General features: G+C 66.1%; 19 protein-coding genes. 4 read left to right on the top strand and 15 right to left on the bottom strand.

The window, feature by feature from the left end:
* Positions 1-26: 26 nt before the first annotated feature.
* The 3 genes from DGI_RS04380 to DGI_RS04370 are packed head-to-tail and all read right to left on the bottom strand — an operon-like array spanning position 27 to position 2,765.
* The gene (locus tag DGI_RS04380; RefSeq protein WP_021759508.1) at positions 27-2,171 is read right to left on the bottom strand and encodes a Mu transposase C-terminal domain-containing protein; all 2,145 of its coding nucleotides are present in this window, start codon (positions 2,169-2,171) and stop codon (positions 27-29) included.
* Between the two features lie 22 nt (positions 2,172-2,193).
* Positions 2,194-2,397: a hypothetical protein gene (locus tag DGI_RS04375; protein ID WP_027192746.1), complete on the bottom strand. Its 204-nt coding sequence runs from the start codon at positions 2,395-2,397 to the stop codon at positions 2,194-2,196.
* On the bottom strand, positions 2,394-2,765 hold the full coding sequence (locus DGI_RS04370) for a hypothetical protein (RefSeq protein ID WP_144284110.1): 372 nt from the start codon (positions 2,763-2,765) through the stop codon (positions 2,394-2,396). The genes DGI_RS04375 and DGI_RS04370 overlap by 4 nt, the downstream gene beginning before the upstream one ends.
* A 195-nt stretch (positions 2,766-2,960) precedes the next feature.
* Between DGI_RS04370 and DGI_RS17805 the strand changes: the two genes are divergently transcribed.
* Entirely contained in the window at positions 2,961-3,488 is a 528-nt protein-coding gene (locus DGI_RS17805; RefSeq protein WP_081696656.1) for a helix-turn-helix domain-containing protein, read from the top strand.
* Between the two features lie 27 nt (positions 3,489-3,515).
* Complete coding sequence (locus DGI_RS04365; protein ID WP_027192747.1) at positions 3,516-3,749, top strand: hypothetical protein; 234 nt, start codon at positions 3,516-3,518, stop codon at positions 3,747-3,749.
* A 536-nt stretch (positions 3,750-4,285) separates the two neighbouring features.
* Here DGI_RS04365 and DGI_RS04360 read toward each other — a convergent pair.
* The 12 genes from DGI_RS04360 to DGI_RS04305 form a co-directional block, all read right to left on the bottom strand.
* Complete coding sequence (locus DGI_RS04360) at positions 4,286-4,903, bottom strand: HEAT repeat domain-containing protein (protein ID WP_021759505.1); 618 nt, start codon at positions 4,901-4,903, stop codon at positions 4,286-4,288.
* Positions 4,887-5,474 (bottom strand): histidine phosphatase family protein, encoded by a 588-nt coding sequence (locus DGI_RS04355; protein WP_021759504.1) that lies wholly within the window; start codon positions 5,472-5,474, stop codon positions 4,887-4,889. Before DGI_RS04355 ends, DGI_RS04360 begins: the two co-directional genes overlap by 17 nt.
* Positions 5,465-6,466 carry an XdhC family protein gene (locus tag DGI_RS04350; protein WP_021759503.1) on the bottom strand — a complete coding sequence of 334 codons (1,002 nt, stop codon included), beginning with the start codon at positions 6,464-6,466 and terminating at the stop codon, positions 5,465-5,467. Before DGI_RS04350 ends, DGI_RS04355 begins: the two co-directional genes overlap by 10 nt.
* The gene (locus DGI_RS18275) at positions 6,453-7,754 is read right to left on the bottom strand and encodes a DVU_1553 family AMP-dependent CoA ligase (RefSeq protein WP_021759502.1); all 1,302 of its coding nucleotides are present in this window, start codon (positions 7,752-7,754) and stop codon (positions 6,453-6,455) included. The genes DGI_RS04350 and DGI_RS18275 overlap by 14 nt, the downstream gene beginning before the upstream one ends.
* A complete protein-coding gene (gene trsS, locus DGI_RS04340) occupies positions 7,751-9,091 on the bottom strand; it encodes a radical SAM (seleno)protein TrsS (protein ID WP_021759501.1) in 1,341 nt (446 codons plus the stop codon). Before trsS ends, DGI_RS18275 begins: the two co-directional genes overlap by 4 nt.
* Entirely contained in the window at positions 9,084-9,548 is a 465-nt protein-coding gene (locus tag DGI_RS04335) for a DVU_1555 family C-GCAxxG-C-C protein (protein WP_021759500.1), read from the bottom strand. The genes trsS and DGI_RS04335 overlap by 8 nt, the downstream gene beginning before the upstream one ends.
* 5 nt (positions 9,549-9,553) lie before the next feature.
* Complete coding sequence (gene trsM / locus DGI_RS04330) at positions 9,554-10,219, bottom strand: DVU_1556 family methyltransferase (RefSeq protein ID WP_021759498.1); 666 nt, start codon at positions 10,217-10,219, stop codon at positions 9,554-9,556.
* Complete coding sequence (locus DGI_RS04325; protein ID WP_021759496.1) at positions 10,216-10,431, bottom strand: DVU_1557 family redox protein; 216 nt, start codon at positions 10,429-10,431, stop codon at positions 10,216-10,218. The genes trsM and DGI_RS04325 overlap by 4 nt, the downstream gene beginning before the upstream one ends.
* Positions 10,431-12,782, bottom strand: a complete 2,352-nt coding sequence (locus tag DGI_RS04320; RefSeq protein WP_407656294.1) for a pyridine nucleotide-disulfide oxidoreductase/dicluster-binding protein — start codon at positions 12,780-12,782, stop codon at positions 10,431-10,433. Before DGI_RS04320 ends, DGI_RS04325 begins: the two co-directional genes overlap by 1 nt.
* The gene (locus tag DGI_RS04315; protein ID WP_081696661.1) at positions 12,733-13,341 is read right to left on the bottom strand and encodes a nitroreductase family protein; all 609 of its coding nucleotides are present in this window, start codon (positions 13,339-13,341) and stop codon (positions 12,733-12,735) included. The genes DGI_RS04320 and DGI_RS04315 overlap by 50 nt, the downstream gene beginning before the upstream one ends.
* An 81-nt stretch (positions 13,342-13,422) precedes the next feature.
* A complete protein-coding gene (locus DGI_RS04310; RefSeq protein ID WP_021759490.1) occupies positions 13,423-16,146 on the bottom strand; it encodes a molybdopterin-dependent aldehyde oxidoreductase in 2,724 nt (907 codons plus the stop codon).
* Positions 16,147-16,386: 240 nt separating this feature from the next.
* Positions 16,387-17,418: a molybdopterin-binding protein gene (locus DGI_RS04305; protein ID WP_021759489.1), complete on the bottom strand. Its 1,032-nt coding sequence runs from the start codon at positions 17,416-17,418 to the stop codon at positions 16,387-16,389.
* Positions 17,419-17,639: 221 nt separating this feature from the next.
* On the opposite strand from DGI_RS04305, the gene DGI_RS04300 reads away from it, so the two are divergent.
* Both DGI_RS04300 and DGI_RS04295 read left to right on the top strand, forming a co-directional pair.
* The gene (locus DGI_RS04300; protein ID WP_021759488.1) at positions 17,640-18,350 is read left to right on the top strand and encodes a hypothetical protein; all 711 of its coding nucleotides are present in this window, start codon (positions 17,640-17,642) and stop codon (positions 18,348-18,350) included.
* A gap of 117 nt (positions 18,351-18,467) precedes the next feature.
* Positions 18,468-19,295, top strand: coding sequence for a substrate-binding domain-containing protein (locus DGI_RS04295; RefSeq protein ID WP_051286194.1), 828 nt, complete (start codon positions 18,468-18,470; stop codon positions 19,293-19,295).
* Positions 19,296-19,323 lie beyond the last annotated feature (28 nt).

The following is a 19,323-nucleotide window of genomic DNA, read 5'->3' as shown; positions in this document are numbered from 1 at the left end:
TCTACAGAAAGGGGTTCCCCCGATTCCTATCCCGCCTTCCGCTGCGCCGCTTCCTGCGGCGCATAGGCAATCCCTTCAAAGGCATACCGGTCTGCCAGGTCGGCATATTCCGGCGTGGTGGCGTAGCGGGCCAGCCAGGCCTCGTCAGCCTCGGTGCACTGGTCCCGATGCTCCATCAGCCAGCGGAAATGATGTATGGAACTCATGAATAGCGGGCGCTTGGCGTCGTCCGCAGGCGTGGTGGTCGCAGGCAGCGGCGTCACATCGATGGCCGCCACATCCCGGACTTCCCGGGCATCCCGCCCGGCCACAAGCACGTCAGAGAGCATCTCCGGAGCGTCACTCTCTGGCCGCAGGATCACTGCGCCGGGCTCGATGGCATTCGCCTTGGCCTCCAGCCGCTTCAACTGGCCCTTGCGCCGCTTCTCGGCCGCGGCCTCGCGCATGGGCCGGGGCAGGTACGGCGTGGTGTTTCCGTCCAGCTCGGCCTCGCAGATTTTCACCCCGTCCAGACTCCAGACGTAGACCCGGGAGGCGTCGAACACGTCGTAGCGGACCTCCACGGCCTCGCCGTGCAACTCCTCAAGGCTTTTGGAAAAATACTTGCCGTCATGGAAGGCGATCCAGCCGCGGCTGACCTTGCGCGTCTCCGAGGGCATGAACAGCTCCTCGCGCAGGGACGCGTCCACGGTGCAGGGCTGCCAGCCCTGATCCACGAAGGTCCGGCGGTATTCCCGAGGCGAGAGCCGGCGGCGCTTGCCCGTGGTCTCGTCGGTGATCTTGGGCAAGGCCCGGTGCGGCGTGGCGTTGTACAGCTCGATGCGCGCCAGCAGCTGCCCGGCGAACTCCCGCAAGGTGGGCAGGATGTTCTGGCCGTTCTTCAGGCCCTTGCGGGAGAGCTTGTAGACCTTCTTGGCCGCGTCCCGGTCCATGTCCGCATGGGTGCACGTGATGAATTGCTTCACCACGTTACAGGCCGTCTTCACGGCCCGTTCCATCAGTCCCTTGCCCTGCGGCCGGCAACGGATGGAGTGGGTCAGCGTGCTGCCCAGGCGGTCCATCATGCCCAGGCCCTCGGCGGTCCAGAGCGCGTTCTGGTAGCCAGGGCCGTTGTCGGCATAGACGATGGCCGGAATGCCCAGGTACAGGCAGGCCATGCGCAGGGCGTCCAGGGTGGCCGCGGCGCTCTCGGCCAGGGCGATGGACAGGCCCACGCATTCCCGCGTGGCCACGTCAATCACGAACGTCACCTCGGGCTTGAAGGGCCGGCCCGTGTCCGGGTGCAGCACTTCCACGTCCATGGTGGTGCCGTCCATGGTGTAAATTTCGGTGGGCGTCAGGTCCGAGGTGTCCCGCCGCACATAGGGCATCAGGGACAACCAGGCGTTGCCCGTGCGCCGGCCTTCCTCGCGGGCCAGGACGGTCAATTTGTCAAGGAACCGCCGCACGGCATGGATGGAGGGCGCGCCGGCATGGGGCGCATGGGGCGGCCCAAAGGCGTTGGTGTAGGCGTCCACCACGGAGGGCTTCTGCGGATCGCGCCAGCAGGCCAGGAAGGCCTCGGCCCAGGGCGGGATGGTCAGATCCTTTTCCACCCGCGCCGGGGCCAGGGCGCGCTCCCCGGCCAGGGCAAAGAGGGACTGCCAGCGCTGCAACGTCCGGCGGGAAAGCCCACGCTCCGCCCCGCCGCGGTCATTGGCCACCTCCACCAGCCGGGCCAGATGCGCCGGCAAGGTGCCGTCCTTGCTCTGGGCCACCAGGCTGTTCAACGCCTCGCCCTTGCCCATGCCGCCGTCCACCCGGCGTTCAATTTCCCGGATGAACCCCAGCCGCGCCACCATCACCTTGCGCTGGGCATGCGTTAACGCCGATGTCGGCCCGGCCGGTGTAACGGGCAAGCCAGCAGAGGCAGGCACCGCAGGAACCGCTCCAGTTGAAACCGGGGCGGTCGCAGCAGGCACGGAAGACGCGCCGGCCTGAGAGGCCTTCTTCAGCTCCCAGGCCAGAATGGCATCCCGCACATCCTGGGGCAGGGAAACAGGCTGATACTCCCGCCCCCCGCCGCGTCCCTGGCGTCTGGCGCAAGGCCAGGCTTCACCAGCCGCCCTGCGGCGTGCCGAACGCTGATCAATGCCGAGGGCTGCTGCTATTTCCGCGGTGCCATATCCCATGTGAGCGCCCTGCCGAAGGAATCTACATCCTGCCCGAAAGATAGGCCCTGGGGCAGCCACGCCCGATCAGGTAATCACCCAGCCGCTTGCTTTTGCTGTGGCCATCAATGAACTTGCCCACCGTGGCCGGGCTGATTTCCAAATCCCGAGCGACCTCCACTTGGCGGATGCCTTTGAGGACAAGCCATGCCCGAATCTTGCGGGCACTCGACTCTAACCGGCTCATACGCCCAACCTCTCTTGCAGCTCACGCCGACGGGCGGCGCGTTTTTTGTCTTCGGCGACCAGCCGGCCATATTCGGCCAGCGTCATAGTTTCCTTGTCCGCCAGGGCCTGGCCCGTGCCATCCAGCACGGCGGCCAGCACACCAAAATCTTGGGTAACGAGACAGAATGCGGTGACCAGCTCCAGCGGGAAGCGCCATTCGCGCTTGGCCTCGCTGCACCAGCTGTGCAGGTGATGGACGCTCACGGCCTCGCCCGTCAGCCGGCTAAGCTCCGCAGCCACTTCCTCGCGGGAAAGTGGGCACCCGGCCAGGGCCTCTGTCAGCGCTTCCCGCACGGCGTCCTTGCGCAGCAACATCCCGGCGCGCATCCCCTTTGTCCCGCATGGGGCCAGGGGCAGCAGCAGTTGCCGGGGCGCGTTGTCAGGGAGAGGCCGTTTTTTTGCCATTGATTCAACAAATCCGTTGGTCTAAAAGTCAACTTGTCAGGCTGATTTTTACTCTACACACGTCCCCGATACACAAATTCTTGTGTGCAGGTCAATGCTTTTTTGTGTTTTCTACACATGACCTGCGACCTGTTGCCACAAAATTTTGTGCTATACAAAATGGGTGGGGGCTCAATAAAAAGCGGAAATGTCATGCCAAAAACAGCTGAGGCGCAGGAAAGAGATAATCGCGGCCTGCAGTTTTTTGGAGAAAGGCTTGCCGGACTACGCAAAAAGGCAGGTCTTACACAACGAGCTCTTGCGGAAAATATTGGTGTTGCGGTCAATTCGATCCAGAACTACGAAAGCGGGAAAACCCCTAGTGGCGATGTCCTATGCAGACTCGCCAACGTGTTGGGGTGTTCTATTGATTGGCTGCTGACTGGCGTGCATCCGGCCCCACCTGCGCCCAAGTCAATATGTCCGGAGCTGGACTTGGAACGCCTGCGGGATGCAATTGAGGCGGTGGAAGAAGGTCTGACGAGCATTCGCCAGACCTTGCGGCCTGAGAAGAAGGCCGAATTGATTGTGGCTGCCTACAGCCTGATGCGCACAGAAACTGAGGCCAAGGGCAGCATTGTGACGTTGTTGCGAGCAGTGGTGTAGCGTTTCGTCAAGTTGGAAGAGGTGTCCATGTCTGAGAAGTTGTCTCCGAAAGACAAGATCATCAAACTCATTCAAGATGCTGGGACAGAAGAAGGTGAACGCCCCCAGGAAGATGGGGCCGAGGAGAATCAGCAGAACGGGGACACAAATAGCAATGGGCATTCCATTGTTGTGCACGCCGGGAGCGGGGCAACAGTGCAAATTGCAGCCCGAGACATAGTGAATAACCATATATTTATTATAGACGTGCCCCTCTCGTAAAGAATTCTCAAACCCGGACATCCCGAAAGATTTTTCATCATCCCCATCTGGCGTATTTCTAAAAATTTCATATAAAACAAATTGATACATCGAACTCGGACATCTGGCACATGTCCGGGTTCGATGTCCGGGTTCGCGCCGGCCCGCAAAAAACAAGAAGCCGGAGAAACATTTTTCTTTCCGGCTTCTTGCGCGTATTTTTCAGCGGCGGTCAGCATGTCCGAGTTGTGCCAAATCCCCCGCAAAAGCCATTTTTTGCGCCAAATCCCCCGCGAATGTCCGGGTTCGCCGGGGCGCACAGAATGCCCCACAACCCCACCGAATCCCAAGCACATCCCGCCAAGTCCCCCCAAATCCCGCCATATCCCGCTGCGCCAAATCCCCCGCCAGCTCACATGGGCCTGCAATGGTCCTTCGTCAGCAGCCTTTGCCGTCGCTCCTTCCCCGGCGGCGGCAATGCAGCAGGCCGGGGAGCCATCGTATTCCGCCGAAGAACGTGAATATGCATTGTGCGTTCTTCGGCGAAATACTGCAGATCACAGGTCCAGGTCCTGCTGCTGCGCCAGGGCGTGACGCAGGGAGCGCAGCGGCGAACGGCGTTTCCAGCGCCGCAGGGCATCCTGGGCCGCCCGGCGCACCCGGGGGTGCTCGTCTCCCAGCAGGACTTCAAACGCGTGCGCATCCTGCGGACGTCCAAAGTCGCTCAGGGCAAAGAGGGACTCCAGCCGCACCTGCCAGCAGGGATCCCCCAGGGCATTCACAAAAACGTCCGCCTCGTCCGTCAGCCAGCGCAGGGCCTTGATCGCGGCCAGGCGGCGGCGTTCGTCCTGGTGCTGGAGCATGGGGACAAGCAGGACGCCTGCCTGCCGGGATTGCAGTCCCACCAGCAGGCTGAGGGCCTCGTCCTGACGCACGGTCCAGCGCGGGTGGGCCAGTTCCCGCAGCAGGATGGCCTCGGCGTCTTCAAAGCGGGCCAGGATGGCCCGACCGGCCAGGTATCGTATGGCCATGTCCGGATGCCCAAGATGCATCAGCAACTCGAACCGCTCCATGGACTGATAGGTCTCGGCCGTCATCAGCGCGGGCGTGCACGGGGCAGGGCTGTGCTCCTGAAGGCAGACCGAAACAGGCGGTGTCTCACGCGGTAGTGTCACGGCGGCATCCTCCTTGCGGTGCATGGGCTGGCTTCCAGAAGCCGGCATACGGAATGTTCAGGGAAAACAAGGTGTCCCAGGGACGATGCTCCAGATGGCAGCACAGGGAGCGGATGACCCCGGCGTGAGTCACCACCACGATGTCGCGCCCGTTGTCTTGGGCCTGCAGGGCCGTCATGGCCGGCAGCACGCGGGCCAGCACATCGCCAAAATGTTCTCCTCCGGGGGGGCGCACCCCGGCGGGATCGTCGCCCCTGGCCTGGAACGCGTCGGGGTGTTCCCGGGCCACGTCGGCCATGGCCCGGCCTTCCCAGCTGCCCAGGGAGATTTCCCGCCAGACGGGATCGACAACGAGCGGACACTCCAGGGACGCTGCGATGATTGCCGCGAACTCCCGGGCGCGGGACAGGTCGCTGCAGCGAATTTCCCGGACGGTGTTTCCGGCCAGGGACGCCGCCACGCACCGGGCCTGCTGCCGCCCGGTTTCGGACAGGGGCAGGTCCAGCTGGCCCACATAGACCCGCTCTCCGGGCCGTTCCACATGGCCATGCCGCAGGAACATCACGGGCATACTTTGCCTGCCTGCAGCGCGGCGCGGTGCTGCACCAGTTGCGCCACGATGCTGATGGCGATTTCTCCCGGCGTCTGCGCGCCGATGGCCAGGCCGATGGGGCAGGCCACCCGGGCAAAATCCGCATCGCCAAACCCCTCCTGCCGCAGGCGCAGGTAGGTGGCGTCGCGCTTGCTGCGGCTGCCGATCATGCCGATCCAGCCCGCCGCCGTGCGCAGGGCCTGGGCCAGCACCGTGGCGTCGTGCCGGTGGCCGCGGGTGAGGATGGCCAGATGGCTTTGCGTCCCGAGGACTTCCTCGGCCAGGCCCGGGGCAGCGAACAGCCCGTCATACGACGCCGGCGTCACGATGCGCGCAGCCACGGGAAACCGGGCGGCATTGGCGAATTCCGGCCGGTCATCCACCACCACCACCCGAAAGCCGGCCACATGGGCCACTTCGGCCGTGGCCTGGGAGACGTGCCCCGCGCCGAAGAGGTAGAGCGAGGGCGGCGGGGTGTGGACTTCGGTCAGCCGCCGGATCTGGCCTTCCGTGCAAAAATCCCAGGCCGGCGCATCGGCCGGGGGATCCGCCAGGATCTCGCGCTGGATGTCAAGACGGCCTGTGTCCACCATGACCAGTTGGGTGCGCATGGCGGCGCGTCGTCCCGCGGCCAGATGCGCGGTCAGCTCGGCGAAGGCGGCCCGCGCCGGGATGTCCAGGGGTTCGGCCAGGACTTCCAGGCGGCCGCCGCAGATCATGTCCATGCCCTGGCCGTTGGCGCCGGCAAGATCGTACGCCGCAGTGACAGCAACGCCGGTCTCCAGCACCGTGGCCGCCAGGGCTATGGCCTTCGCCTCCACCAGCCCACCGCCAATGGTGCCCTGGATGGCGTTGCCGGGGAACACGAGCATCCGTGCCCCGGCCGTGCGGGGGGTGGACCCGTCCTGATGCAGGATGGTCACAAGGGCCGCCGGCGTCGGCGCGGCGGCAATGGCGTCAAACAGCAGCATGCAGGGGCTCCTTGTGCACAATGCGGCGGATGGTTCGTTTGGGGGGCGTGTCCGCCAGAAGAGATTCCAGCCGGTGCTGCCGGATGTCCAGGGGCAGGGACTGACAGCCCGGCACAGCCTGCACCCTGGCCGCGATGTCCTCCATCGCGCCGCCGCAGGCATGGATGCGCAACACCTCGCGCCCCTCGACGGTCAGCAGCTCCAGACGACAGGCCAGCAGGCCCGGGGTCTGCATCACGGCATCGTCCAGCACGGTTTCGTCCACAAGGTCCCCCGTGACAAGGGCCAGGGAAGGCGAACGCCGGCGCGTGGGATTCTCCAGCCGTGGCAAAGGGCTGCCGCAGGCGCAGGGACCGGGCAGCAGACGGGCCAGATCCCCCGTGCGATAGCGGATCAGCGGCATGCCGCGCCGGGCCAGGGTGGTCAGCACCAGTTCCCCCGGCTCGCCCGGCGGCAGGGGGGTGCCGGAGTCCGGATGGATGACTTCCAGGTGCAGATCCAGCAGCCGCGGATGCAGGCCGTCATGCGCCGGACACTCCACCGCGCCGCCGAGGCCGGTTTCGGTCATGCCCCAATGTAGGAAGATTTCACACTCCAGGCGCTGGCGCAATTCGTCCACCAGCCAGCGCGGGGCGCGGTCTGCCGAGAGCAGCACCGAGGTCAGGCCGGGGATCCGGCCGCCGGCACGCGCTGCGGCCAGCACCTGCCAGGGCAGGCCCACCACGCAGGCGACGGCGTGCGTGCGGATGGTCTCGTGCAGCGCGTCCACATCCCGCAGGAATCCCAAAGAAATACACGCGGAGCCCAGCCGCGCCAGCCCCTGGCCCAGCAGATCCCCCACGGTGCCGGGGCGGTCTCCGGGCATGAGCAGCAGCACCGTGCCGCCGGGCGGGACGATGTGGGCCATGCCTGCGGCAAAGAAGTCCGCGGTGGCGTCCAGGTCGTCCCGGGTGAAATACAGCCGCTTGGCCGGACCGGTGGTGGCGGAGGACTGCAGGGTGATTACGCGCTCGAAGTCGCCCTGGGGCAGGCAGCACAAGGCTGGGCCCTGCTGGCGCACCTGCTCGACCGTGAGCAGGGGCAGCCCGGCCAACGCATCCAGGGAGTGTAGGACGTCTGGCGTACCGGCCAGATGCGTCTGCCAGAACGGGCTGTGCCGTCGGGCCCAGGCCAGGGTTTCGTTGAGGCGTTGCAGTTGCGTCGCGCGCAGCTGTGCGGTGCCCGGCGCGCCCGGCGTGTCCAGTCCCAGCCGGGCGGCTATCCAGTCGTCCAGACGGTGCCCGGTCATGCCTTCACCCCGCGGTGCAGGGTCTGGCCGTGACGGGACGTGCAATTGTAGCTGCAGAAGGGAATCAGCCGGCCGTCGGGACTGAGCACATGGATGCAGCAGCCCTGCAGGCGCTCCAGGTCCATGGTCCAGGCGTCCTGAAAGGCCATGGCCGAGAGGGAAAAGGCGCGGCGTCTGGCGTCGGCAAGGAAGCGATCCATCTCGCCCGCGGCTTCCGCTCCCTCGGGGGTGTCTTCGGGAAAGGCCCATTGCCGGCGGGTGAAGTCCTTGGCCTTGCGCGCGCCCTCTGCCGCCGGCGCGGCACTGGCAGGGCCGCAGCAGCCCTCGGGAGTGGAGACAAGGCGCAGGCTGCCGTCTGGCCGACGAATGTAGCTGGCGTGGAAGGAGCACAGGGCATGCTCGCAGCCGGGGGGGATGCAGTCTGCCGCATGCACGAGGCCGGCGGTCTGCGTCTCCAGTCCGCGCATGAGCTCCGGCAGGGTGATGCGCTGGGCGTCTTCCGGAATGGAGAGCATCCTGCCGAAATAGCTGACCGGCTGCAGATGCAGCCCGCGCACCGCCGGGCCGTTGGCCACGGCAAAGCGCAGCAAGGCCCCGAGGTGGCCGTCGTTGACGCCGAGCACCACCGTGGCCACCAGCACCACACCCAGGCGGGCAGCGGCGGCGGCATCCACGGCCCGCAGCTTGGTGTCCCGCAGGGGCCGGCCGCGCAGGGCCACGTATGGCGCATCGTCCAGGGAATCGAACTGCAGGTAGATGGTATCCGCCCCGGCCTCGGCCAGACGGCGGGCGAAGTCCGGCTCACGGGCCAGACGCAGGCCGTTGGTGTTGATCTGCACAAAGGAAAATCCTTTGGCCTTGCACAGGGCGACGATGGCCGGCAGATCGTCCCGCACGCAGGGTTCGCCGCCCGAGAGCTGGACCACGCAGTCTCCGGACTGGGCCTTGAGACGATCCAGCAGCCAGCCCAGGCGGGTGAGGTCAGGATCGGCCGGCGCATCCGATCCCGAGGCGGCGTAGCAGACCGGGCAGCCCAGGTCGCAGCGCTGGGTGATCTCCACCACGGCGCAGCAGGTGTGCTGGCGGTGATTGGCGCACAGGCCGCAGTCGCGGGGGCAGCCCAGGGCCGCGGGTCGAGCCTCGGCATGACCGGGCACGGGCGTTTTGGGCCGCAGCCAGCCGGCAAAGGCCGGTTCCCCGCGCCAGACGATGGTCTGAAAGACGCCATGCTCCGGACAGGTCTTGCGCAGGAACACTTCCGCCCCTTCCTGGACGTATACCGCCGGGAGCACCTGCAGGCATTCCGGGCACAGGCTGCGTGTCGCCGCCTCAGGCATGGGCGGACTCCGGGGGCATGGTGGGATCAATCTCGTATTGCTGGAGAATTTCCACGGCCTTTTCGTAGGCCGCCGCGGTGAGGCCGGCGCAACGTTCCGGGTGCGGCCGGCCGCCGGCATCCTCCAGGATGTCTGCGCAACGGATGCCGCAGAAGCCGGCGCAGGCGGATTCCCGGAACCAGCCCGTCAGATCGGCCACCATGGCGTCCAGCATGGGGTGGGCCAGTTCTCCCGCCGCGCCCCGGCCGCCGTGCCAGGAAAGGAGGCAGACCCCGCCCAGCAGCGCGCCGCAGATCTCGCCGCAGTGGCCGATGCCGTGGCCCAGGCCGTGGGCGATGCGGACAAGCTCCGGCCGGTCCTCGCCGGCCAGCTCCAGGCCGAGCCTGAGGACGATCTGACTGCAGTTGAAGCCTTCGGCTGCCAGTCGCAGGACGTCGTGTTCCGAATCGTATCCCATGGACATCATCCTTCACGGGTTGCGAGGCACAGGAAGTAGCCGGGCGGCGCGCAGTCCTGCCCGGACCGCAAGGACAGCGCCCCGGCGAACACCAGCCGGGCAGCCAGCTCGGCCATGGCCCGGCTGTGATCTTCCAGGGTCAGGATGCAGAAGCCTGCCCGCCGCAGGGCAGCGCGCCAGCCGTCCAGGGACAGCGCGCCCTCGTGACAGCTGCCGCCGCCAGCGCGGGCTTCGCATTGCGGACCGCGCTGGTACAGGTCCGACAGCAGCAGCACCCCGCCAGGGCGCAGCACCCGGCGGATCTCGTCAAAAAGTGCCTGTCCCGGGCCCATGCAGCTGGCGGCGCACTCGCAGAGCACGGCGTGAAAGCTGGCCGTGGCAAAGGGCAAGTGCTCGGCCGCGGCCTGCACGCGCGGCACGTTTTCGAGGGAGCCCGGAATATCCGGGGGCGTGGCGTCCACCCCCACGGCCTTCAGGCCTCGACGGTGGAGCACTTGCAAGGAGGCGCCAGGGCCGCAGCCGAGATCCAGCACCCGGCCGCCCGGCGCAAGGCCGGCGGCCTCGGCCCAGTCCAGCAGCCTGCCCGTGAGGGCCAGGCCGCCGGGACGCAGGGTCTGCCCCAGCACGGCGCGCACCTCGGCCCGGGCGTGGAAGGGCGGCGGGGCGATCATTTATCCTCCAGCACCTGTTCCACATCCAGCATCTTGCCCAGGGCCAGTTCCTCGGGCACCAGCACGGCCTTGCAGCGCGGGCACCTGGGCAGCTCCACGTCGAAGACCACGCCCATATAGGAAAGCTGGGCTGGTCCGGGCGTCATGGGCTCGTCGCAGGCGGCGCAGCGCCAGCCTTCATACCGGGCGATGATCTCGGGAAAGCGTTGCATCAGACCTCCGATATGGCCATGCGATGGCTCCAGGCGCGGTGAATGCGATAGACGGCCATATGCGTGGTTTCAATGGAGTATTCCACCCAGTACGTCACCGTGCCCGGGGCATGGCAGACGAGGCGGCGGCCTGTTTCCTGATTGGTCAGTTCCCTGCCGGTTTCGCGGGCATGGCGCAGGGCGGCGCGGATATCCGAGAGCAGGATGCGCCGTTGGTCCACCATGTCCCGCACCTCGGGGGCCAGCTGGACGGGACTGGTATCCTCGTGCATGGCCGCCCGTTCCTGCCACAGTTCGGCCAGCAGATCCCGCTTGAGCCGGCGGCGGTTTTCCTGGCGATCTGGCCCCCCCGGTCCGCGACGGATGTACGAACAGGTGGCGCAGACCGGCGCCTCGGCCGCCTCGGGAAACAGGAAATCCAGCAGATGATGGACGGTCTTGCCGGAACGCGAGAGGCTGTCCCGACACATGGCGCACCAGGCGAGGATGTCTCCCTCGCAACGGCTGGCGCGGGTGCGGGCCACGGTGTCGGCCAGGGCCGGGTTGGCGGACTCCATGCCGCCGCCGAAGCCGCAACACTCGGTCAGTTCGCCCGACAGACGCGGTTCGTGCAGGGCAAGGCCGCAGCGGTCGGCCAGCCGCCGCACCGCGCCGCGTACGGGCTCCAGATGCCGGGCCGTGCAGGGGTCATGGAGGGAGAAGGATCTGTTGACCGGGGCCGCCTCCGGTGGGTGCGTTTCCAGTATCTCCCACATCGAGATCCACTTGACCGCAGGCAGGTGCTCCCGGAATGTGTCGATGCAGGTGGTGCATGCGGCGATGATGGTGGGCGATCCCATTGCAATGATGGATTGCTCCAGCGCCTGCAGATGCGCGTCAAAGCGCGCCTGCTGGCCGGCCCATTTGACCGGTGCGCCGCAGCAGGAGAGCAGCAGCCCGGCCGGCTCGGGCAGGCGGTCCCGCAGGTGGCCGTACACGCGCTGCACCATGGCCGGCGAGGAGCCGGCCAACTGGCAGCCGGGCATGAAGAGATACGCGCTGGAATCCGCGCCCGGCGCATGGCGGAGCAGGGCGGCCTGGTCCGAGACGCTGGCTTCGAAGTCCCGCACGGCGAAGTCGTAAGCCGAGCCGGGCATCTTGTTCGTGCGGACCATCTCCTGCCGGGCTTCCAGGCAGAGCCTGCCCATGTGGAAGTCGCCGGGACAGACGGCCTCGCACAGGCCGCAGCCGCTGCAGCTTTCAATCATGGTGTTGGCCTTGCGCAGGCCCTGGATGATGGAAAGATTGTTGTACAGCTCCCGGGCGTACTTCTTGGGATAGCCCTTGAATTGTTCCAGGTATACGCAGACCTTCACGCACTCCTTGCACTCGCACAGCAGGCAGCGGCCGGCCTCGGCGCGGACGGTGTCTGCATCCTGCCACACAACCGGGGCTGCCGCCTGGGTGGGCAGGCCCTCAATGCTGGTGAACAGCGTGGTCTCGAAGGGGCCTTCGCGGTCCCGGGCGGCGGTGAGGGAGACTTTTTGCAGAAAGCGGTCCATGGACACCGCAGCCATGCGGCCCTGGAAGGCGGCGTCGATGCAGGTGCGCGTCTGGAAGCCGCCGCAGAAGGTGTTCTCCGCGGATTGCCAGGTCACTGCCGCGGGGGGCTCCAGTCCCAGGGATGCCGGACCGCCGGCCAGCGACGGCGTATCCAAACCAACATAGACTACTGAAAATTTAGCAGAAAGCTGATCCAAGAGGGCACGGTTCAGGGCCGGCGCCTCCACGCGCTGCACGCGCAGGCCGGCCAGCTGGGCAAAGGCGTCTTCAAGGGCCTGTGAAGGCAGCAGATCTTCCGGAATGTCCCGCAGCAGGCCGCCCCATTCCCCTGCGGGGGCATGCAGCACCGGGGTGTAGCCTTTCTTGCCCAGATCCCAGGCGCAGGTGAGGGCCGAGAGGCCAGCCCCCAGGATGGCCACCTGGACGTTCTTGGCCGGCAGGGGGCGGATGGCTTCGCGTTGCGGGAACAGACGGATGGCGGCGCGTTCCAGATCCCCGATGCGCAGGGCTTCGTCCAGATCCGCGCGGCGACAACTGGTCTGGCAGGGCTGTTCGCACACAAGGCCCAGCACGCCGGGTAGGGGCATGGTCCGGGCCAGCACGGCGCGGGCCTCTTTCCACTTGCCTTGCTGCATGGCGGCCATGAAGGCCCGCACATCCACATGCAACGGGCAGGCCGCCTGACACTTGGGCGGCTCCTCCTGCGTGCAACGTTGCTCCCAGGCGCGCAGCGTCTGTTGTTCCATGAGGCGTTCCTTTTTATGGAAGGAGAATGGCGTCCAGCGGTTTGCGTGTGGCTGGTCCGGGATGCTCGCCCGCGGGCACGCCCACGGCCAGCAATGCGATGACCGCCAGTTCCTCGCCCAGGCCGAACCTTGCCTTGATGGCGTCCTCGCCGAACATGCCTACCCAGCAGGTGCCCAGGCCCAGTTCCACGGCCTGCAGCATCATCTGGGAGACGGCCAGGGCCACGTTCATGGCGCCGGCAGCCCGGAGCCGTTCGCGGGCCGATGCCTGTTCCACGGTCAAATAGTCTTTGATGCCTTCCATCACTGGGCCGGTGAAGCCGGAGTCCACATAGGCCTGCACGGATGCTGCAGATTCCTTCAGATAGCCGGAGATGTCCGCACAGCAGAGCAGCACTGCGCCGGCGGAGGTGAATAAGCCCTGCTGCCGGGAGACGGAGCCGGCCAGCCAGGCCTTGTCCTCGGCGCCAGTGAGCACCTTGAAGCGCCAGGGTTGGGAATTGAGGCTGGAGGGCGCCAGACGGGCGGCGTCCAACAGCGTATTCAACTGGGCCTGGGTCAGGGGCGCGCCGGTGAAGCTGCGGATGCTGCGCCGCCGGGCAATGGCTTCCTGCACGGTCATGTGCACTCCTCCGTGTTCAGATGCAGGCGGGGACCCCGCACGCACGCGCGCGAGGTCCCCGGGTTCATGCTGATGGACTGGTTAGGCCTTCAAGGCTTCCAGCACCTTTTCCGGGTAGGCCGGGAGGCGGTAGATGCGCACGCCAGTGGCGCTCTTGATGGCGTTGATGATGGCCGCGTGCGGGCTGGTCAGGGGCAGTTCGCCCACACCGGAAGCGCCGAAGGGGCCGTCCGGACGCGGATGGTTCACGTACACGATGTCCAGCTTGTCCGGGATCTGCTTGATGAACGGGAAGCCCGCGCCCACGAGGGTGGCGTGCTTCTTGATGTCCTCGAAGTCCTCGGACAGGGCCAGGCCGATGCCCTGGGCCAGGCCGCCGTAGATCTGCCCGTCGGTGGCCAGCTGGTTGCAGAGGCTGCCGAGGTCGGCCATGAGGGTCATGCCGTCCACGGTGGTCTGGCCGGTGGCCACGTCCACGGTCACTTCGGCCATGAACACGCCGTACATGTACACCACAAAGGGCTTGCCAAGGCCGGTCACGGCGTCGCAGTGGGTGGCCCCGCTGGCGGTCCAGTTGCCGGTGATCTTGGTGGGCTTGTCCGCGGCTTTCAGTTCGTCGTAGGTGTAGTAGCCGCCGCCGGGCTTTTCACAGGCCTTGAGGAGGTTTTCACAGGCCACGCGGATGGCGTTGCCGGTCATCACCTGCTGGCGGGAGCCGCCGGAGGGGCCGGAGTTGGGGGTGGTGGCGGTGTTGGGCCAGGTGAACTTGATCTTTTCCGGAGCCACGCCCATGGGACGCAGGGCTTCGTGCGCCGTGCCCACGCAGCCGATGTCCGCGCCCTGGCCATGGTCTTCCCAGGCCGTATGCACGGTGATGGTGCCGTCGGCATTGAGCTCGGCCCAGGCTTCGGAGGCGTCAGGGCCGTCCAGGCCGCTGCCGTACACGCCGATGGAGATGCCCACGCCCTTCTTATGGGTGGCGGTGGATTCCTTTTGGGCCTTTTCCAGAGCAGCCTGATACTTGGGCCGCAGCTGGTCGATCATGTCCGGCAGGCTGAAGACTTCAGGTTCCTGGCCGGTGGGGTTGGTGTCGCCGGGGCGGTAGGCGTTCTTGTAGCGCAGTTCCAGCGGGTCCATGCCCAGCTTTTCCGCCAGCATGTCCATGAGACATTCGGAGGCGAACATGGACTGAGGCGCACCGTAGCCGCGGAAGGCAGAGCCCCAGACGTGGTTGGTGGCCACAGTGCGACCGAGGCCGCGGATGTTGGGGATGTTGTAGCCGGCGCCGATGAACTGTGCGCCGCGCAGGGTCAGGAGGTCGCCGAATTCCGAGTAGGGGCCGTGGTCCACCAGCCAGTCGGATTCCATGGCCAGGAGCGTGCCGTCTTTCTTGGCCGCGAACTTGACGTTCATTTCCCACGGGGAGCGCTTGCCGGTGTACTGCTGCTGCTGCTGATAGTTGTAGCGCAGGTGCACGGGGCGGCCCGTGGCCATGGCCGCCACGGCCACCAGGGCTTCGGAGGTGGGGCTGAACTTGTAGCCGAAGGTGCCGCCCATGGGGTTGGCCACCAGCACCAGCTGATCGGGTTCCAGGCCCACGCCGGGGGCGATCATGTACAGGTGCAGGTGCACGCCGATGGACTTGGAGTGGATGTAGCACTTGCCGTCGTCGCCCATGTAGGCAAAGGCTACGTCTGGTTCGATGGGCATGTGCGGCTGGCGGCCCACGTAGAAGTCGCCTTCCACGGTGACGTCGGCCGAGGCGAAGATGGGGCCGGTGTCTTCGCCCTTGACGATGGGCTGTTCAAAGTACACGTTGGGCGTGCCGGGATGGATCTCAATGGCATCCTCGGCCGCAGCGGCAGGGCCGCTCATGTACGCGGGCAGTTCTTCCAGGTCCACCTTCACCTTTTCGGCCGCGGCGCGGGCGTTGGCTTCGGAGTCGGCGCAGACCAGGGCGATGCAGTCGCCGTACTGGAAGACCTTTTCGTCGCACAGGATGGGACGATCCCAGCCGTCACCCTTGTTGGTGGGGAAGGTGATGAGGCCGGTGATGCGGTTCTTGCCCTTGACGTCCTTGTGCGTGATGACGCTGTGGACGCCGGGCATGGTGAGGGCTTCGGAGGTGTCGATGCCCTTGATGTTGGCGTGGGACACCTTGGCCTGGACCATGGCCAAGTGCAGGGTGCCAGCGGGCATTTTCAGGCCCAGGTCCGCGCCGTAGTCCAGCGTGCCGGTGACCTTGGCCACGGCCGTGGGGCGGGGGTATTTGGAGCCCCAGATGCGGCCGTCGGCGGGCATCTTGAATTCCAGGTCGGTTTCGGGCTTCTTGCCATTGATGACCGCGGCGGCGTCCATCACGGCGTCCACCAGCGGCTTGTAGCCGGTGCAACGGCAAGCATTGCGATGCTTCTGGAACCAATCACGCACGTCTTCGCGAGAGGGGTCGGCGTTGGTGTCCAGGAGGCCCTTGGCGGAGACGATGAAGCCGGGGGAGCAGAAGCCGCATTGCGCGCCGCCGTGCAGCACCCAGGCTTTCTGCAACGGATGCAGGTTCTCCGGCTGGCCCACGCCTTCGATGGTGGTGATCTGCGCGCCGTCGGCCACGCGCTTCATTTTGGTGACGCAGGCGCGCACCACTTTGCCATCCAGGATGACGGAGCAGGCGCCGCACTGGCCCTGTTCGCAGCCCACCTTGACGCCGGTGAGCCCGAGTTGCTGACGCAGCACGTCAGACAGCAGGGCTTCGGCGTCCACGAACAGATTCTGCTCGATGCCGTTGACGGTGATTACTTTTTGAATCATCTTCCACTCACTCCTTGCTGTTTGGGGAAGGGGCGGCGCAGTGGCGCGGCTCAGGGACCATGCCTGTCTCGATGCGATCTCGCTTGGTCGGCGCGCGCATCGTACAGACATCCTGGCCGCCACTGCGTCTTTTCCAGTATCGATCCCCGTCGCGGTACTGCCGCGGCACGGGGGGCCCAGCCACAATTCGGGTGCACCATTTTGCCATTGACGCACGCCTCCTGACTCTTTGCCGCCCGGCTATTTGCCGAAGGGGCACACGGGGTGCCGGCATTCCGGGCAATTCATGCACAAGCCGCCGTGTCCCATGGCTACGATGTCCTTGCGGGTGACGTGCAGTCCGGCCACCAGCCGGGGCGTCACCAGGTCGAACACGCTGGCCTGGGCGTACATGACGCAGCCCGGCAGCCCCACCACGGGCACGCCCTCCACATACGCGAGCATGAACATCGCCCCCGGGAACGTCGGCGCGCCGTAGGTGACAATCTCTCCGCCCAGGGCTCTGATGGCTGCCGGCGTCTGGTCGTCGGGGTCCACGCTCATGCCGCCGGTCACGGCCACCATCTCCGCGCCCTGGTCCAGAAAGGCCCGGATGGCGGACACGGCCATGGCTTTGTCGTCGGAAACAATGGTCTGCCCCATCACGGTGCAGTTGAGCGCCGAGAACTTGCGCTTGAGAATGGGGCCGAATTTGTCCTTGATGCGGCCGTGGTAGACCTCGCTGCCCGTGGTCACCACGCCCACCTTGAGCGGCCGGAACGGCAGCACCGAGACCGTGGCCCCCCGCGCCGCGCACAGGGCTTCCATGCGCTCCAGTTTTTCCCGCCGCACGGCCAGCGGCACCACGCGGCACCCGGCCACCATGCGGCCGGTCTGCACGGCCTGGCCGGTGTGGGCCGTGGCCACCACCAGTTGTTCTTCGGAATTGATGTCGAACAGGCCGTCCACATCCACCTGCAGCAGGCCGTCGCAGGCTGCCACCAGATTGATACGGCCTTCGCAGGGCGCGGTCAGGGTAAGGTTCGAGGCGTCCGTGTCCTGGGCCAGGGCCAGCGCCATGCGGTGGGCGGCGTCGTCCTCGTGCACGTAGCCTTCGGCCAGATCGTACACGTAGAGATGTTCCTTGCCCAGGTTGAGCAGCGTGGGAATGTCCTCAGGGCGGACCACATGCCCCCGCCTGAAGGCCCGGCCCTTGAACTCGCCGGGGATGATGCGTGTGATGTCGTGGCACAGCACGCTGCCTACGGCGTCGGCGACATCGATGACTTTCATGACAATCCACCCTTCGTTTCTTGTCACATGCAGTTCATGCGTGGAAGCGTCCTTGCCTCCTGTGCAGGCAGGATGCTATCCCGTCCTCAATGTATGCTTGCTAAAGCATACTTCTGGATGGCCCTGCCACCCGGTCATGACAAGGAACCTGCCCGGCAGACGTGCACAACTGTCACGAATTGTTTCCCAATCGTGTCGCGAAAAAAAAGTATGGAAAAGGCATGATGGTCGGTGCCGACGGACGGTCCAAGCTGGGCCAGAAACGGTGGATGCAGTTGGTGAGCCTGTTCGCCCTGGATCTGGACGCCACTGCCATTGCCCGGAGCATGGGCTGCTCCCGCAACACCGTGAACACGCACCTGCAGGCCTTGCGGCGCAGCATTGCAGGCTATTGCCGTCTGCATGCCCCGCTGCTCAAACGCTTCGAGCTGGGCGACGCCTTTTTTCAGGCGGGTCTGGTCAAAGGCAGCGCCCGCGCCCTGCGGCACGAGCCGCCGGCCCTGTGGGGGCAGCTGCCCGCAGGGGGCGGCATTGTGGTGGATCTGATCCCCGAGCGCGAGGCCGACGCCCTGCGCCTCATCCGACACAGCCGGTTCTGGCTGGAGACGCACTGCAAGGGCGCGCGCTGCCCGCATGCCTGCCGGCAGGAACTGGTGGTGCTGGACCTCTCCATGCTCACGGCCTGGTCCTGCGGCGAGCCGACGTCCCTGGCCCGGGAGACGCCGGCCCAGCGCATGACCCGGTTCCTCCAGTTCGCCATGGTCCGGCTGGAGAAATTCCGCGGGCTGCAGGCGCACACCCTGCTGCTGCATCTCAAGGAAACGGAATTCCGGTTCAATCACCCGGGCATGACCCTGTATCCCGCCCTCAGGGAAGTGCTGGAGGCCGAAACCAGGGACGCCCGCCCCGCCCGCAACACGCGCCGGGCTTGACACGATCTATGCTTCTATTGGTATATGTTAATTTTTGCATAACCAATGCAGAACGCAACAAAGGAGCGCACCATGGCCCGTCCCTGTCAGCCTGCCAGCCTGCTGATTCGCTTCGTGATGCTCGTCGTCGCCCTGGCCCTTCCCGGCCTGGCGTTGGCGGTTGAACCTGCCGCCACTTACGGCACAGGCACGCACGTCTTTTCCCTGGCCACAGGCAGCCCCGGCGAACTGGGCCTGCTGAAGGTGTTGGCCGAGAGCTTCGCCGCCAAGCATGACGCCTCCATGCAGTGGGTCAAGGCCGGCTCGGGCGAATCCCTGAAGCTGCTCAAGGAAAAGCAGGTGGATATGATCATGGTGCATGCACCTGCCGCCGAAAAGAACGCCGTGGCAGAGGGCTGGGCCCGACTGCGCACCCTCATCGGCTCCAACGAATTCTACATTGTCGGCCCGGCAGCGGACCCGGCAGGCATCAAGTCGGCCAAAACCGCGGCCGAGGCCTATCAGAAAATCGCCGCGGCCAAGGCCAAATTTTTCTCCCGCGGGGACAATTCCGGCACCCACAAAAAGGAGCTGGACGCCTGGAAGAACGCCGGCGTGACGCCCGCCGGAGACTGGTACATCGTGACCAAGGACTTTATGACCGCCACCCTCAAGCGGGCCAATGACGAAGGCGGCTACTTCATGACCGATTCCAGCACCTGGGCGGCGGAACAGAAGAACATGCCGGCCCTGACCATCCTGTTCCGGGGCGATGTGTTCCTGGTGAACACCTATCACGCCCTGGCCCAGCCCTCGGGCGCCACCCCCGGCGCCGATACGGCCGCCCAGTTCATCGCCTTTGTCGCCTCCCCCGAAGGGCAGGCCATCATCGCCAGCTACGGCAAGGACCTGCATGGCGAAGGGCTGTACAACGACGCCGAATACGCCAAGCAGTATGATCACTAGAGCATGTTATCTTTGAGAAGAGTTCCTG

The sequence above is a fragment of the Megalodesulfovibrio gigas DSM 1382 = ATCC 19364 genome (assembly GCF_000468495.1).
In the GTDB taxonomy this organism is placed as follows: Bacteria; Desulfobacterota; Desulfovibrionia; order Desulfovibrionales; family Desulfovibrionaceae; genus Megalodesulfovibrio; species Megalodesulfovibrio gigas.
This window is presented reverse-complemented; position numbering and strand designations above follow the sequence as displayed.

Bases quoted from the DNA above. Each gene is read 5' to 3' on its own strand.
- DGI_RS04350 (WP_021759503.1), bottom strand. From the start codon at position 6,466: ATGCTGCTGTTTGACGCCATTGCCGCCGCGCCGACGCCGGCGGCCCTT.
- DGI_RS04305 (WP_021759489.1), bottom strand. From the start codon at position 17,418: ATGAAAGTCATCGATGTCGCCGACGCCGTAGGCAGCGTGCTGTGCCAC.
- DGI_RS04310 (WP_021759490.1), bottom strand. From the start codon at position 16,146: ATGATTCAAAAAGTAATCACCGTCAACGGCATCGAGCAGAATCTGTTC.
- DGI_RS04375 (WP_027192746.1), bottom strand. From the start codon at position 2,397: ATGAGCCGGTTAGAGTCGAGTGCCCGCAAGATTCGGGCATGGCTTGTC.
- trsS (WP_021759501.1), bottom strand. From the start codon at position 9,091: ATGCCTGAGGCGGCGACACGCAGCCTGTGCCCGGAATGCCTGCAGGTG.
- DGI_RS04365 (WP_027192747.1), top strand. From the start codon at position 3,516: ATGTCTGAGAAGTTGTCTCCGAAAGACAAGATCATCAAACTCATTCAA.
- DGI_RS18275 (WP_021759502.1), bottom strand. From the start codon at position 7,754: ATGACCGGGCACCGTCTGGACGACTGGATAGCCGCCCGGCTGGGACTG.
- DGI_RS04315 (WP_081696661.1), bottom strand. From the start codon at position 13,341: ATGACCGTGCAGGAAGCCATTGCCCGGCGGCGCAGCATCCGCAGCTTC.
- DGI_RS04325 (WP_021759496.1), bottom strand. From the start codon at position 10,431: ATGCAACGCTTTCCCGAGATCATCGCCCGGTATGAAGGCTGGCGCTGC.
- DGI_RS17805 (WP_081696656.1), top strand. From the start codon at position 2,961: ATGACCTGCGACCTGTTGCCACAAAATTTTGTGCTATACAAAATGGGT.
- DGI_RS04355 (WP_021759504.1), bottom strand. From the start codon at position 5,474: ATGCCCGTGATGTTCCTGCGGCATGGCCATGTGGAACGGCCCGGAGAG.
- DGI_RS04295 (WP_051286194.1), top strand. From the start codon at position 18,468: ATGCTCGTCGTCGCCCTGGCCCTTCCCGGCCTGGCGTTGGCGGTTGAA.
- DGI_RS04335 (WP_021759500.1), bottom strand. From the start codon at position 9,548: ATGGGATACGATTCGGAACACGACGTCCTGCGACTGGCAGCCGAAGGC.
- DGI_RS04300 (WP_021759488.1), top strand. From the start codon at position 17,640: ATGATGGTCGGTGCCGACGGACGGTCCAAGCTGGGCCAGAAACGGTGG.
- DGI_RS04370 (WP_144284110.1), bottom strand. From the start codon at position 2,765: ATGCGCGCCGGGATGTTGCTGCGCAAGGACGCCGTGCGGGAAGCGCTG.
- trsM (WP_021759498.1), bottom strand. From the start codon at position 10,219: ATGATCGCCCCGCCGCCCTTCCACGCCCGGGCCGAGGTGCGCGCCGTG.
- DGI_RS04380 (WP_021759508.1), bottom strand. From the start codon at position 2,171: ATGGGATATGGCACCGCGGAAATAGCAGCAGCCCTCGGCATTGATCAG.